Annotated in this window: 13 protein-coding genes; 6 read left to right on the top strand and 7 right to left on the bottom strand. The window is 62.4% G+C overall.

Annotated elements, in window-relative coordinates; genetic code table 11:
• Positions 1-30 precede the first annotated feature (30 nt).
• From ACNJYB_RS09205 to ACNJYB_RS09180, 6 genes are all read right to left on the bottom strand, one after another.
• Positions 31-678, bottom strand: a complete 648-nt coding sequence (locus ACNJYB_RS09205) for a class I SAM-dependent methyltransferase (protein ID WP_439373651.1) — start codon at positions 676-678, stop codon at positions 31-33.
• A gap of 211 nt (positions 679-889) precedes the next feature.
• Positions 890-1468: a serine O-acetyltransferase gene (locus ACNJYB_RS09200; RefSeq protein WP_439373650.1), complete on the bottom strand. Its 579-nt coding sequence runs from the start codon at positions 1466-1468 to the stop codon at positions 890-892.
• 31 nt (positions 1469-1499) lie between these two features.
• On the bottom strand, positions 1500-2930 hold the full coding sequence (locus ACNJYB_RS09195) for a lipopolysaccharide biosynthesis protein (protein WP_439375512.1): 1431 nt from the start codon (positions 2928-2930) through the stop codon (positions 1500-1502).
• Between the two features lie 72 nt (positions 2931-3002).
• Complete coding sequence (locus ACNJYB_RS09190; RefSeq protein ID WP_439373649.1) at positions 3003-4055, bottom strand: acyltransferase family protein; 1053 nt, start codon at positions 4053-4055, stop codon at positions 3003-3005.
• Positions 4056-4131: 76 nt separating this feature from the next.
• The gene (locus tag ACNJYB_RS09185; RefSeq protein WP_439373648.1) at positions 4132-5484 is read right to left on the bottom strand and encodes a hypothetical protein; all 1353 of its coding nucleotides are present in this window, start codon (positions 5482-5484) and stop codon (positions 4132-4134) included.
• A 6-nt stretch (positions 5485-5490) separates the two neighbouring features.
• On the bottom strand, positions 5491-6681 hold the full coding sequence (locus ACNJYB_RS09180) for an acyltransferase family protein (RefSeq protein ID WP_439373647.1): 1191 nt from the start codon (positions 6679-6681) through the stop codon (positions 5491-5493).
• Positions 6682-7043: 362 nt separating this feature from the next.
• Between ACNJYB_RS09180 and ACNJYB_RS09175 the strand changes: the two genes are divergently transcribed.
• The 6 genes from ACNJYB_RS09175 to ACNJYB_RS09150 all read left to right on the top strand — a co-directional run bounded on the left by ACNJYB_RS09175 (position 7044) and on the right by ACNJYB_RS09150 (position 13831).
• Positions 7044-8423 (top strand): O-antigen ligase family protein, encoded by a 1380-nt coding sequence (locus ACNJYB_RS09175; protein WP_439373646.1) that lies wholly within the window; start codon positions 7044-7046, stop codon positions 8421-8423.
• Between the two features lie 74 nt (positions 8424-8497).
• On the top strand, positions 8498-9100 hold the full coding sequence (locus ACNJYB_RS09170) for a hypothetical protein (RefSeq protein ID WP_439373645.1): 603 nt from the start codon (positions 8498-8500) through the stop codon (positions 9098-9100).
• 161 nt (positions 9101-9261) lie between these two features.
• A complete protein-coding gene (locus ACNJYB_RS09165; protein ID WP_439373644.1) occupies positions 9262-9903 on the top strand; it encodes a transglutaminase-like cysteine peptidase in 642 nt (213 codons plus the stop codon).
• Positions 9904-10231: 328 nt separating this feature from the next.
• Positions 10232-10816, top strand: a complete 585-nt coding sequence (locus ACNJYB_RS09160) for a hypothetical protein (RefSeq protein ID WP_439373643.1) — start codon at positions 10232-10234, stop codon at positions 10814-10816.
• A gap of 20 nt (positions 10817-10836) precedes the next feature.
• Entirely contained in the window at positions 10837-13047 is a 2211-nt protein-coding gene (locus tag ACNJYB_RS09155; RefSeq protein ID WP_439373642.1) for a Wzz/FepE/Etk N-terminal domain-containing protein, read from the top strand.
• A gap of 115 nt (positions 13048-13162) precedes the next feature.
• Positions 13163-13831, top strand: coding sequence for a hypothetical protein (locus ACNJYB_RS09150; protein WP_439373641.1), 669 nt, complete (start codon positions 13163-13165; stop codon positions 13829-13831).
• Positions 13832-13848: 17 nt separating this feature from the next.
• On the opposite strand, the gene ACNJYB_RS09145 is transcribed toward ACNJYB_RS09150, so the two are convergent.
• Positions 13849-15009, bottom strand: coding sequence for an acyltransferase family protein (locus tag ACNJYB_RS09145; protein WP_439373640.1), 1161 nt, complete (start codon positions 15007-15009; stop codon positions 13849-13851).
• Positions 15010-15019: the final 10 nt, after the last annotated feature.

The raw sequence follows: 15019 nt of genomic DNA, 5'->3' as shown, positions 1-15019 counted from the left end.
AAGCTGCTTCAGCAGCATCGACTTCAGCTTTCAGGCACGCATGAAGGTCGCCATCCTCACCTCGACGGGTGCATAGCCGGCGTCGATTGCGACCTTCGCGATCGTATAGGGCGTGAAGAAGAACCGGTGATCGCTGTTGATCGTCTCGACGTTCTTCAGGATGCCCTTGATGTTGCCGCCCCTGAAGGCGTTCGGAACCGTGATCACGATCTGGTCGACGACGTCGCCGTAATTCTCCCTGAAGCGCGACAGGAACGCGACCGGGTTCGGAATGTGCTCGACGACTTCGCCGAACACGGCGATGTCGAATTTCCGGCCGGATATCGCATCGATCTTCTGAGCGGACGTCACGTCGCCCGCGACCATGTTGTCGAGCCCGGATATGCGCGATGCCTCCCGCACCGCATCCGCATCGATATCGACGCCGACCGTGTATTCGGAAGCCTCCGTGATCAGGCCGTGCAGCCAATCGCGGTTGTCGATCTTGCGCTTGATGAGCGGCAGATGGTCACAGCATCCGACATGCAGGACCCGCTTGCCCCGACAGATGTCCACCAGGACATCGCATCTGTATCTGACGTCGCCGTCTCCCCGATATTGTACGACAATTGTATCCTTGAACTTCGAGCCGTCGAGATAGGGATAGACTTGCGAAAAGTCGGTAATGATCGACGACATCGGCTGGCCTCGCTGACATGGTTGGTTTCCCGACACAACTATACATAGCAAGCAATCAGAATTGTGACCGGTTTTGCGCCAAGGCTGATGAGAAGGACGCAGGCGACGGACGGAATCTGCGCACATGCCGATTGTCGCGTCGGCGCCGCCGTCAGTTCAACGTGATGGAACCTGTTCAGCGAACGACAATGGCCGCTGATCCAGCAACAGACTAACGTGCGGTGGTCGTTGCTCTAGACTGGGCGCTCATCCGCCCCGGTGCCTGCGACCGCACGACGCGCGCGGGTGCTCCCGCGGCGACGGAATGCGGCGGAACATCACGCGTCACGACCGCATTGGCCGCGACGTTCGCGCCTTCGCCGATCGACGTCGGGCCGACGATGACGGCCCCGGTATAGATGACAACGTTGTCGCCGATGGTCGGACAACCCGGCTCATCCCAGGCGCGCCGCCCGAGCGTGACATTGTGATACAGCATCACGGAACGGCCAATCCGCGCCCCCTCGCCGATCACGACGCCGGTCGGGTGCGGCAGGATCAGGCCCGGGCCGATCTCCGCGAGAACGGAGATGTAGCAGCCGCGCCGCATCAGCGCCCGCACCAGCAGCCACGTAATCTGGTGGCCCCAGCGCGTCTGGAAGCGCAGCATCTTGGCTATTCGCCAGGTCGTGATCACGGCAAAGCCTGGGCTCGTGAGCAAGCCGATGAGGGCTGCCCCGACACCGGACTTGCCGGTATTCGCCATCAGGTCCTCACGCCACGGAATTCCCGCCTGAGGCTCGCTCCCCATTGCAGTTCCTGAAGACATCCAACAATCTCTACTAACTGGCCGAGGGCAGATTTGCCTGAATCGGCTGAGCCGACCCACCAAGCAGCGATTGCACGCTGCTCCAGATCCGCCGCCTGAATACCACGTAGCTGCCAAGCACGATCAGCGCATAGACCGCCGTCGCGATCATCCAATGCGACAGGCTTGCGACATCGCCCTTCGTTGCCACGAGCGCGCACACCGCGCCGAGCGTCGTAGCGACCGTGGCCGGCATCAGGGCCCCGAACAACGATGCATAGGAGACCGCGCAGTGCCTAGCTCCGATCATCAGCATCAGCGCGCAAACCAGGATCGATACGACCAGATACACGACTGCCACCGCCGTGAGCCCGAACGGCAACGCGACGAGGAAGGCGAGAACCATGCTAGCGCTGTTGGCGGTGCTGACCCAGAACTGAAGTCGTGCCTTGTCGTGAGCCAGCAGAATCGGGCCGGCATAGGCTGCGATCGACTGCGCGGCGCCCGCCGGCGCGAGAATGGCGATCAGCGGCAAGACGTCCTGCCAGTGGGCGGACAGGAAGGACGCGACGGGATATTTCAGCCCGAACGTCAGATAAATCATCGTCGGGTACGTGATCATCGCCGTCATGCCGAGAACCGCGCAAATCGCCGCCTTGCGCCGTTCCCGTTCCCGCTCGCCGTTCATGCGGCTTAGGGTGGCCATCAGAACTCCGCCGCCGGGCCACGAGAGGATCATCAGCGGCAGCGTCATGAACTGGAAGGCAAGACCGAACAGACCGACCGCCGCCGCGCCCAATTTGGCGCCGATCATGAGATTGCCGACGTTTCTCGCCGCGAAGTTCAGGACATTCGAAGCCAGCACCCAGCCACCGAACGACAGCATCAGAGCAACGCTGCGCCACTTGAAGCACAGGTGAATGTGGCGCCTGGTGTTCACATAGAACGCCAGGGCACGTACCGCTTGCATCAAAACGTAATACGCGATCAGCGCCCAGATTCCCCAGCCCAGCACGGCGCCGACGATGCCGACGATCGCAGCAATGAGGGCCGCTCCGGCCTCGATTAGGGCGATCGTCTGATACCGGAGGGATCGCTCCAGAACCGCGCGCGGTCCCATCGCAGAGATCGACAAGACCACCGAACCGGAGAGCGCGGCCAGCACGGCGGGCAGGCCCGGCATGTTGACCGCAGCCCCGAGCGGCTTGGAGGCTGCGGCCAGCACCAGGGCGCAGCCGATCCCGATCGCAACCATCAGGGTCGTCGCTGCACCGGCTTCCTCCTTCGTCAACGAACTCCTCTGGATCATCGCGCTCGACAGCCCGAGATCGGTCAGCATGGAGATGAAGGCAATGAACGGCAGCGAAAACGCCACGAGCCCGAATTCGGTCGGCGTCACGAAATAGGTAATCAGCAGCGTGATGAGGAACTGAACGGCCGACTTCACGATGTTCACGCTCGACATCGAGAGCAGATTCTTGATGATCATGACGTCACCCGTACGTGATCCGGCTGAAACGATGGCGTGGCGACGCGCTCAGGCGACATAACGGGCTTCACGACGCACTCCGAAAAACAACCCCCGCAGCGCCGGATCGAGCAAGCGGCGGAGCCTCACCTCGATCAGTTCGTAGCTGACCGCACCCGCGATCAGTGAAGCAACCAGGCCGAGGCCCGCAAAGGCGGCCCAGAGCAGCCACAGATTGCCCCCCCGCGCAGCCAGCTTCACGCCGAGCATCTGCAGCGGGAATAGCGCAAAAGGATGGACCAAATAGAGGCTGTAACTGATCTTGCCAAGGAGCTGGAGGAACTTGCCGCTCAGCGCCACGGCAACACCGGAGTCCGGAGCAAGGACCATTCCAAACAGCAGCGCGCCCGGGAGCAGCCCGACCAGCGGATGCACATATTCGATCGACACGTACATGGCGGCGCCGCAGACGATGCCGGCCAGCAACCCGGGCCAGCCGCCGATCCGGACCCGCAGGTCGATGAGGCTGAACAGCAATCCGACGAGGAAGAAGGCAGCGATAGGCCGATAGGCGATGCCCGCAACACCGAGCAGGAGGAACGGCGCCGCCAGCAACCAGTTCCTCCGCTGCACCACCATCGTGAAGACCAGCGCGAACAGAATGTAGAACGCCCATTCATAGCTCAGCGTCCAGGCATTCTGCTGGCCGATCGGCAATCCCAGCGCGTCCGGCAGGAACGCGAGATTGACGAAGAACAGCTCGAGATATGTCGCCAGGTCGATCCCCTTGAAGAACTTGTAGCCGACCAGGGGTCCCGCCGTGAACAGGATCAGATGCAGGATGACGAACACGGGCAGGATTCGCAGAGCGCGATCGAGAAAGAACTTCCCGACACCACGGTGACGCATGAGGCTCGCAGGGATCAGGAAGCCGCTGATCATGAAGAACAGCTCGACCCCGTGCCCACCCATGTTGACCGTGGCTTCGAGCCACGGCCAGATCGGAGGCAGGAAGCCCGCCAGAAGCGGCATGTCCTGAAGATGCACGATCAGCACGCTGAGCGCCGCGACGCCGCGCAGCCCCTGGATCGCCTCCACGAAATTCTTGCTGTCTCCGCTCACCGCCGCGATCCGATCCCAAGGAAACTTCCGGACCGGAGCCCGCGCCGCGCACCGCAGCTCATTGCATGCATGGCGATCACGCTGGCCGTGAAACCAGATCGTCGACGTCGGGCGCAAGCGGGGCCGCACTCGGGACGATCCTGACACCTTTGTCGCGCGCGAAGACCTCGCTGAATGCCACGCCCAGCATGATCAAGCCGCTCGCCGGACCATAGGCCAGAACCGTGATGGTGAAGAGATTCATCGCGACCGCGAACGACAGCTTGTAGATGTCCCTGGTTCTTGCGACCGCGATGATGACAAGGATCATGAACACCACGAAGATCGGCCCGAACATCAGGTAGGTGCCGAGGTAGAAATTGTCCACCGGGACGTAATAGCTGAGCTTGTTCGAGAACAGCAGCTGCGGATAGTTGAAGCAACCGAGGCCGCAGCCGACGAAGAAGCCGACCGGCATGAGCTCGGCCATGTAGACGAACGGCAGCTGCCAGCTGTTGTTGACGCGGTCCTGCAGACTGAACAGGCCGCGCGACATGCTGACGAGACTGTTCCCGGAGAACAAGGCGATCAGCACCGCCGGCACCAGGATCGACAGGAACGAAAGCAGCGCCATTCGCCGCAGCATGGGAAACTTCTCGCGCTCGGGAACCAGACGAACGATGATCAGGCAAAGAACGTAGATCACCATCACGCCGAGCGAGGTCTTGTTCGTGGTCAATTTGATGGCGTAGAGACCGATGGGCGTCCAGAACAGGCACCACAACAGGCTTCGGCGCACCGAGATGATCACGAAGGAAATGAACACGAAGAACGCGGCCATCGTACTGTCGGCGGCAAGGCCTGCGAGGCGCGTCTCGGAAGCCGACCACCACAGCCGCGTCGCCTGCCGCGTCGTGCCGAACGTCTCATAGGCATAGCCCACCCACGGCAACTGCATGCGGGACGACAATATGATCCCGACGATCGTCAGGTAGAAGATAGGGTGAAGCCAGCGTTGCAGTCGCTCGTAATCGCCGAAATTGCGCCCGCAGAAGCAGAAGCCGACGAAGACCGGCGCGATCATCTTGAACGACGACATCATGCCGCTGAAATACCCCAGGAACACGTATCCGAGGTAGAGCGCAAAACAGATGTAGAACAGGGTGAGAATCGCGACGAGGCTTCGCCCCATCAGAATGTAGCGCTGCACGAAGGCGAAAATGCAGACCAGGGCAAAAATATCGGGCAGGAACCACAACGGGCTGATCTTGAGAACCGCCAGATAATAGCGCAGCGCGCCTGCGAGCGCGTCGCGGTAGAAATAAAGCAGAAGCGCGATCGCCTCGAGGCTGAAATACGCGCTGCCCTCCTGCTGGTGATGCAGCGGCATTCGCACCGGATCGACCATGCGCCATTCCGAACCCGGGAGAGCCGAGGAGTTGCTGGACATCGCGCCTCACTCCGCCGCGGCAATAGAGGGCACGGCACGGCGGCTGAACAGCCGAACCACGAATCGCGAACCGGGCATCTCCACCCACAGGTAGGTGAAGTTGGAAAGCACGAGCACGGCCGCGACGAATATGGCGAGCAGCAGCGAGGCCGCGAGGCCAGGAAGAATGTTGTCGACCATTTGCAGGCGCCCGGTCCCGACGCCGCGCGCGAAGTACTGGATGAGAACGAGGATCAGCGCGTGCGTCATGTAGATCGAATAGGAACGCTTGCCGAGCCAAACCAGGGGACGAACGGATAGCAGCTTCGGCAGAAGCCGCTCGGGAAAGGCCATCAGCGCGCCCAGCAGGGCGCCGAAAACGATCGGCGCCACGAAGCTCAGCCGCTCGTCGAAGCCGACGACGCAAACCAGCACGATGGCAACGGCGGCAGCACCGAGCTGACAGGCCGACTGAACGAACGGACTCACCGAACGGCCCTTCCCCGAGACGAAACGAAGCGTGAGCACGCCGACGAAGAAGCCGAGAAAGCACCGGGTGAAGGCGTTGGTCTGGAAATCGAGCGTGTCATGCCTCAGCACGAAAATAATGAGAACCGCGCCCAGCACCGCCAGCACGGCGCTCAGGACGCAGACGAGCTTGATGTAGCCGAGGCGCTGCGCCAGGACGACGACGACGCCAAAGACGAGATAGGTGTAGAACTCGGCGCTGATGCTCCAGCTCGGACCGTTCCAGCTCAGATAGTCGAGCACGCCCATGGCATGCAGCAAGAACACATTCGCGACGAATGAATAGACATTGTTAACCTGCAGCTCCGCCGCCTCGTTGGTCGAGAAGTGCAACAGGTCCAGCTCGGTGAGCGTGAGTCGCATCAGGCGAAACGCCAGAAACGCGAACAGCATGACGATGTGCAGCGGATAGATGCGCGCGAGACGGCGCAACGTGAAGGTCCGGACGTCGAATTCCCTGAACTCCGGCTGCACGTAGCTCATCGAGATCACGATTCCGCTCAACACGAAGAACAGGTCGACGAAGAGCCAGGAATTGTGAAAGAAGGCGACGTCGATCCAGGCGCGATGAGGCAGCGCAACGGCGAGCGGATCCGATCCGACGAAGTGATGGACGACCACGCAGAGCGCGGCGAGACCGCGGACGCTGTCCAGCGGAACGTAGTGCGCCTTTGTTTGATGAACTAGCACTAGAAAGACGCTCTACGATTCGACCAAGGCGAAATGCTGCGGTGCAATATATGCCTCCACCGGTTCGGTTATTCAACTCAAAAACGGCGTTAACCACCCGGTCCGCGCGGCGCAGTGCACGAAAGATGCGGCAGCAAGAAGCCCGCGGGCAATCTTGCTTCAGCTGCTGCGACGTGCGCACAAACTTCAGCAATCGTGAGGCAGCAGGCCTTGCGTTTGAACAGATCAGACCTGCACGCGCGAATCTTTGTCGCGTTTCCTGGCACAATGCGAATGGCGGTCAACAGGCCGGCGCGCAGTGACTTGATCTTGCGCGAAGTTCTGATAGCTCGGCCCCGCTGAGCTGCGGAACAGAGGGGCCTTTGGGCGCGATATCGCGATTTTTCGCCGCAGCCGTGTTTGTGCTGGCGCCGCTTCCGCTCGGATCCCTCGACCTCGCGTGGATTTGCTTCTGGAATTTTCTGCTCGTTTGCAGCTTGCTGACGGCTGATCTCGCGGTCGTGAGCCGTCGCACCGCCACGCTGCTGATTCCGGTGGCAATTGCCGTCGCAACGGCGGGTGTCATGGCCGCGTTACAAATGTGGAGCGCCCCTGCTGCACAATCCGCAGCCATCTGGGAACTGCCGCGACGCCTGTTCGGCCTCGCACTGCCGGACCGCCTCTCCGCGACCGCGCGCGGTCCGTGGCTGGCGTTTGGTTCGGTCCTGCTGCTGGCGCTCGCCTTCACCCGTGCGATCATTCTTGCAAACGATGCGGGCTCCGCGCGCGCGCTGCTACGGATATTAGCGTGGGCGGGCTGCCTGTATGCACTCTATGGAATTCTCGCCGAGCTGATCGCGCCAGACATGGTCCTGTTCAGGCAGAAGGAAGCCTATCTGGGATTTGCCACGGGAACGTTCGTCAACCGAAATACGGCGGCGACGTTCTGGGGAACCTGCGCCCTGCTGTTTCTGGTGCCGTTCCTGCGCAGCATGCACCGTCAGGAAGGCGGCTCGCCAGCGCAACCGAACTGGCGATCGCGGCTGGAGCAAGCTCTTTCCACGCCGGTGGCGCTCGGCGCAGGCTTCGCGATCTGCACGATTGCGCTCGCCATGACCGGATCGCGGGCGGGCCTGCTGCTGTCGGTGAGTGCGTTTGCGCTCGCCGTCGTCCTGTATCTCGTCCCTCTCGAGCTCGGCAGGTCGAGGAAATGGCTGGTGCTCGGAGGTTCGGCGGCGGCGGGGCTGGTTCTGTTGCAGCTCGTCGGCGGCCTCGTGGCCGGCCGGATCGTAGAATATGGGCTGATCGATCCCCAGCGGCTTGCCGCCTATCAGGCATCAACGGGAATCATCGTCCATCACCCGCTGCTTGGTGTCGGGCTGGGCAATTTCGAAGCTGTTTTTTCCGCCATTCGGCCCGCAGCACTCGGCAGTCTCGGCATCTGGGATCGCGCTCACAGCACACCACTTGAAATTGCCGTCGAATTAGGCATTCCCGCTTTCGCCGTGATCGCTTGCGTCAGCTTCTGGTGCTCTTACCATCTGTTCACCGGCAGCTTGCGCCGAAAGCGCGATCGCTACATACCGGTTATCGGCGCGAGCGTCGCCGTGTTGGGGGTTGCACATAGCTGCATCGATTTCTCGCTGCAAATTCCCGGCTACGGCGTGTTCTTCGCGGCGATTGTCGGATGCGGCCTCGCGCAATCGCTACCATCGCAGTTTCGAAAAGAACGTGGCAAATTGGTGCAAATCGAGTTACGCTAAAAATATTGGAAATGGGCAGGACGATGATTTGGAATTGTGGTGCGCGCTTTAGCGTGATCGTCGGGACACTGGCGATGTTCGCCGAAACGCCGGCGGCATTCGGCGCAACGGGTGTGAGCGCGGGCTGCGTCGCCAATACCGGGATCGTTTCGGCGGAACGGGCGATCGATTTTCTCGCCAATCCGAGCGGCCTGCTCGACCAGTTCAAGGACGGACAAGGCGGTCTCGCCTCGGCCGTTCGCGATCTCCTGACCGCGCGCCCCGAAACTGTCGAGGGCGTTGTCTCTCTGGCCAAGGCCAGCAGCGCTGATCAAAGCCGCGCCATCGGTGCGGGCCTCGGCACTGCCGCCTCGACCTGCGTGCTGTCGCAGCCTCAGGTTGCACAACTGATCCAGGAGACGGTCCTGAGGACTGAGAATCCTGACCTCATCACGTCTTTCACCAGCATCACCGGCGATATCCCGACGGAAGCGACGAACGGCGCCGATCCGACCGGCGAGACCACAGCCGGAGGCGGCCCGAGCGCGCCCCCCGCGGAAGCCCGCGGTGGCGCGGCAAGCTCGACGACACCCACGGTCCTGAATCAAGCGGGGCCCGGCGCAGCGTCGCAGACCCTGTTTGCAGCGACGACGACCACTTCGACTTCGGTCCTGACCTCGGTAAGCCCATCTCGCTGATGACGGAAATGGCTGCGGCGGCAGCGCATTAACCATCCTAGCTGCCCCCCGGTCTAGCGACCGGCCGATTCCGCTACAATTGTAAATTTCCGCGGAACCAAAGCTCAAATCGTTTGTGAAATACCAGTACCGTCAACAAGAAAAGACGAGACGGGGATGTCATGAACTGGGTCATCAAATCGCTGGTCGCGATGGGCATCGCGTCGACCGGCGCCGCCGCCAAGGCCGAAATCGTGAACGACGGTTCGCTCAACCAGGCGAACGGCGCATTCATTCGCGAGTACGACAATGCGCTCGCGCCGCTGCAGTTCGTCAAGTTCTGCATGAACAACGGCAGCGAATGCGCTCCCGACACCGCGGAGCGGACCCTGCCCTCGGGCGAGCAGGCAATGAGCATGTTGCGCGAGGTGAACAGCGCGGTCAACGCGTCGATCACGCCGATGCAGAAATCGACCAATCCGATGGTGGCGCGCTGGACGATTGCGCCGTCCGCCGGCGACTGCAACGACTACGCCGTCACCAAACGTCATCAACTGATCGAGATGGGCTGGCCGACATCGGCGCTGCGACTTGCTGTTGTCCTGACCAATGGCGGTCAAGGCCACCTCGTGCTCGTCGCGCGGATCGCCAGCGGCGACTTCGTCCTGGACAATCTGTCCGGTTCGGTGCGGCCCTGGAATGCGGTGGAATACGAGTGGATCTCGATGCAATCCGCCGGCAATCCGCGGTTCTGGGTCGCAATCGGCCAGCATGGCGAGCGCCTTCGTGCCACCCGTCTGGCGATGCTGCGGACCGTCCAATAACCGCACGACGTTTCGGTCTACCGGCCTTTGAGTCGCAAGTTCTGACAGGCGCGAGGAGATGGTCGATAGACCGCCCTCGCGCCTTCGTTTTGGGTGGTGGTGTTTGCCTAAGAATCGTGCTTCACGCATGTACAGACGTTCGCTGAATCTGCGCCCAATGGCAGCACGAGCGTCGTTCATGTTGAGTTGCGTGTAGGGCCAGGCAAGGATGGCAATTCAGTTCGCGCCGGTCTATATTTTGCGCCGCACAACAATTTGACATAGTTTCGGGCCATCAGGGACCTACGGCCTAAATCGATACTCTGCCATCCATCCTTCGCAACGAGATATGAGCGCGATCCTCCTCAAACTCGATAGCTTGTTGCGTGGCCATGCTGCGAGCCCACGGATAGCTGCGGCCGTCCTCGTTGCGCTCGCCGCAACGCCGGCGCGGGCGCAATGCGTCGATCGCACCGAACGCGCCCCGCAGGCGGCCATCACCGCCTTCGTCGCGGACCCCGCGGCTCTGCTGCGCCAGACCAAGAACGACAGGGACAAGCTGTCGGGCCGGCTCGCCGGACTGGTCGTGACCGACGTCGCAGCGCTCGAGCCGGTCCGGAACATGTTGCGTGAAGCCAGCCAGGCCGACCGAATCGCGATCGGCACCGCGCTTCACCGCGCCGAAGAGCGCTGCGTCGCAAGCAAGCCCGACGTGGCGCGCAGGATCAGCGAGTTCGTCACAAAGCTGCACGACGGCGCCGTGCTCAAGGGATATTTCCAGGATCAGGATGCCGGCATTGCACCCGCTTCCGGGAGCCCTGCTCCATCGACAGCCAACATGCCCGCAGCAACCGGTGCGGCCTCCGGTCTGATGTCGGGTGAATGGAAGACCGAACTCGCCGATCCGTTCAAGCCCGTTCCCCTTCCCGACTGACAACCTCAAGATTCCCAGAAATGTTTCAGCCACGAGATCAGTTTCCCCAACGCCCGCGATATGCCATTGAGGTCGGCGCCACGACGCTAAGCGCCGAGCGCGCTCTGGATATCGTGCGTCGCCAATGGCCGCTGATCGCAGCGGTGGTGGCCGGCACGCTCGCGCTCGTTCTCCTGTACCTGATCCTCGCGACGCCGATGTACACCGCCAATGCGCGCATCCTGATGGACACGCGTCAGACCCAGGTGCTGGACAAGGACAGCGGCACATCCAATGCGCTGATCGACCCGGGCTTTGTCGACAGCCAGGTCGAGATCCTCCAATCCGACGACCTGCTGCTGTCGATCGTCCGGCGCCTGAAGCTCACCGACGATCCGGAATTCAACGGCTCCGATCCCGGATTGATTCCGCTGGTGATCGGCAAGGTCATCGCGCTGTTCGGATCGGACGGCCCTCCCAGCAAGGAGCGCGTCGAGCGGGGCGCGGTCGAGCTGCTCCAGAAGAATCTCAAGGTCGAGCGCGTGCTGACGACCTATGTCCTCTCGATGAACTACCGCTCGATCGATCCGAACAAGGCCGCGCAGATTGCCAACGCGATCGCCGACGCCTACATCGTGGGCGCGCTGGAGGCGAAATATCAGTCGACCAAGCGCGCCGGCGAGTGGCTGCAGCAGCGCAGCGCCGAGCTGCGCGAGCAGGCAACGGCTAGCGATCGCGCGGTGCAGACCTTCAAGGCCGAGAACAACATCGTCGGCACCAGCCGCGGCCTGATGAGCGAGCAGCAGCTCGCCGACGCCAACTCCCAGCTCGTTGGCGCGCGCGCCGCAACGGCCGAGGCCAAGGCCCGCCTCGACCGCATCGAGGCGCTGCTCGACAAGGATCTGGTCCAGCCAACGGTGACCGACGCCCTCAACAACACGGTCATCACGCGCCTGCGCGCGCAGTATCTCGACCTTGCGGCCCAGTATGCCGACTGGTCGAGCCGTTACGGCAAGACCCATCAGGCGGCCATCAACCTGTCCAACCGCATGGACGAGCTGCGCAAGGCGATCGCCGACGAAGTCCGCCGCATCGCGGACGCCTATCGCAGCGAGTACGAGATCGCCAAGAGCCGCGAGACGTCGCTCGAGGAAAACCTCAAGAACCTCGTCTCCCAGGCCGGCAGCACCAGCCAGGCCCAGGTCAAGCTGCGCGATCTCGAGAGCGCGGCAGACACCTATCGCAACCTCTACAACAACTTCCTCGAGAAGCTCCAGAACGCGACGCAGAACCAGAGCTTCCCGATCAGCGAAGCCCGCATCATCGGCACCGCCGTCAAGCCCGACAAGAAGAGCTCGCCCAAGACGCTGCTGGCTCTGGCCGGCGGCCTGCTCGGGGGCCTCTGTTTCGGCTTCGGTGCCGCGTTCACCAAGGAACTGATGAGCGACGTGCTGCGCTCTCCGAGCGACGTCGAGGATCAGCTCGGGGTGAAATGCCTCGGCGTCCTTCCCGACATTCGCCCGGCAAGGACCTCCCCGGACCATCCGGAAGCGAACGTATCAAGTTACGTCGTCGAACACCCATTCTCGCGATTTGCCGAGACATTGCGGAACATCAAGGTATCGATCGACGTCGCGCGCCTGTCGCGCGAGGTCAAGGTGATCGGCATCCTCTCCTCCCTGCCGAAGGAGGGAAAAACCACCGTCGCCGCCAATTTCGGTCATCTGACCGCGTTGACCGGCCATCGCACGCTGCTGATCGACGGCGACCTGCATACGCGTTCGCTGACGCGGGCGCTGGCGCCCCATTCCACGACCGGCCTCGTCGAGGCCCTCAAGGATCCGCGCTCGTTCGGCTATCACATCCAGCGCAGCAAGGAGAGCGGGCTCGACTTCCTGCCGTCCGTCGTTGCATCGCGCATGGTCAACTCGGCGGACGTGATCGCCTCCAAGGCGATGGCCGACCTGCTCGCGGTCGTGCGCGAGGAGTATGAGTACATCGTCATCGACCTCGCGCCGGTGATGCCCGTGGCGGACGCCAAGGCCGTCAGCCATCTCGTCGACGCCATGGTCTACGTCATCGAGTGGGGACGCACGAGCCGCAACGCGCTGCAGGAGTCGATGGCGAGCTCCGAAGGCATCCAGAAGAAGCTCCTGGGCGCCGTGCTCAACCGTGCCAATCCGAAGATGCTGAAGCGGATCGAGGCGTATAAAGGCTCGCACTACAACAGCTATTATGTCGAGGGAGCTTAGCGCCGCCGAACCGGCAGCGCAGGCGGGAGAGCCGGCGTTTCGCTGGCTTCTGCGCGGATCGACCGTCGCACTCGCCGCGGTCACGCTGGTCTGGATCGCTGCCGTCGTTCCCGATGTGACCAATCCGGCGGTTCCGCAGATCGCGGGCCGCGTCGCGCGCGGCGAGCGTTATGATGTCGATCGGCTGAGATGGATCGTTGCGGACAATATGCCGTCCGCCCGCCGGCTATGCAGCGCCAAGACGCTGCGCGAACTGCTGCTGCTGCAGCTCGCGATCGCCGACGAATCGACGCGCTCAGGCAACCTGAAACAGATCGACGTCGACGCCGACGCGGTCGCGTCCACAAGCCGGGCCTTGCTGGCGTGCGCACCGACCGAAGGGCTGGGCTGGTTCGGCAGCTACTGGGCCGAAATTCGCCAAGTCGGCTTTGGACCGCGGACGGCGGAGCTGCTCGAGCTTTCCTATCGGTTCGCGCCGCACGAGGCCTGGCTCCAGCTCATCCGCGCCCCCCTGGCGCTTCGCGTCTTCCACGCTGCCTCGCCCGCGCTCAGGGATTATGCCGCCCAGGACTTCGCCGACATCTTCCAGGCCCGCCTGTTCCCCAGCGCCGCCGCTCTCTATCAGGCTGCAGGGAGCGAGGCGCGACTCGCGGTGCTCGACCGCACTTGCACGGCGCCCGAAGCCGATCGCGACCTGTTCTCGCATTTCGTCGCGGAGAAGGGTCTTCGGATTCGTCACCGCTGTTATCCGGCCGACGGCGACGGCTTTCGTGTGAGCCGCTAAAGCATCGCGCTTTGGAGCTATTTCAGCTCGGTTCGAGGCTCGCCCTGCGAGCGGGTTTCCGGCAGGTATTGCAGGAAGAACCCGGTCAGCCCGCGGCGGCTGCGCAGGATCGGCGATTCGAAGTACTTCCAGGACGCATGCGCGACAGCGTAGGAGATCACGAAGCCGATGGCTGCGCCCGCGGTGATCTTCACGCTGTTTGGCACCGACACCCCGCCATAGAGCGTGAGCGCCTTGCCGAGCGGATTCGGAATGAAGTTATGAACGAGATAGAAGCCGTAGCTGATCTTGCCGAGATGCTCGAGCGGCTTCCACTCCAGCGCCTGAACGAAGACGCTCTCCTGGTTGGCGCGAACCCACCAGACCAGCGCGACCAGGCAAAGTCCGATCGCAATGTCGATCGCAGGGGAAAGATAAGCAGGCGCGTCGTAGAACACGCCGTTCGAACACAATGCGAAGGCGACGACGAGCAGGCAAGCGAACGTGCCGTGGCCGTTCGGAGCCCATCCCTGCCTGTGAAGGTGCAGGATCGTGATCGCGCCGCCGAACGCGATCAGGCTGAAATTCCAGGGCGACAAAGTGTGGATGGCGGTGTGGTTGAAGCCCGACGAATACATCAGGAAATGGCCGATCAGCCCGAGGGCGACGACGCACATGCAGGTTACGAAGTGGCGCTCCAGGGGAAGCAGGATGAACAGGAAGGGCGCCACCACGTAGAACTGCTGCTCGACCGAGAGCGTCCAGAGCACACCGAAGGGACCCGCGGTGCCGCCGATGACGCTGCCGATCCAGTAATTGGACAGATACACGAAATGATAGCGGAAGCCGAGATCGGGTCCTGCGTGTTGGAAATACGACCGGGTCAGGAACAGCACGGCCAGAAGCGCATAATAGGCGGGAAAGATGCGCGTCGCGCGCTTGACCCAGAAGGTGACGATTTCCGCCGCCGGCCGCGACGCGTCGGTCTCGGCCTTGCTGCGCTGCCTGTTGAGTTCGCCAATGATCAGGAAGCCGCTGAGGATGAAGAATATCCAGACGCCGACGCTGCCCGAGTAGAACTGCAGTCCGCACTTGTGATTGAGATAGACCAGAATGACCGAGAGACCGCGCAATCCGTTGAAGCCTAGGATGCTGGCCGACTTCTCGGCGTTGGGGCGGTCAGATCCAAGTGGGGACATTGCTGGTTCT

The sequence above is a fragment of the Bradyrhizobium sp. SMVTL-02 genome (assembly GCF_051853005.1).
GTDB lineage: Bacteria > Pseudomonadota > Alphaproteobacteria > Rhizobiales > Xanthobacteraceae > Bradyrhizobium.
The sequence above is the reverse complement of the archived record's forward strand: the minus strand, read 5'-3'. Positions and strand labels throughout refer to the sequence as shown.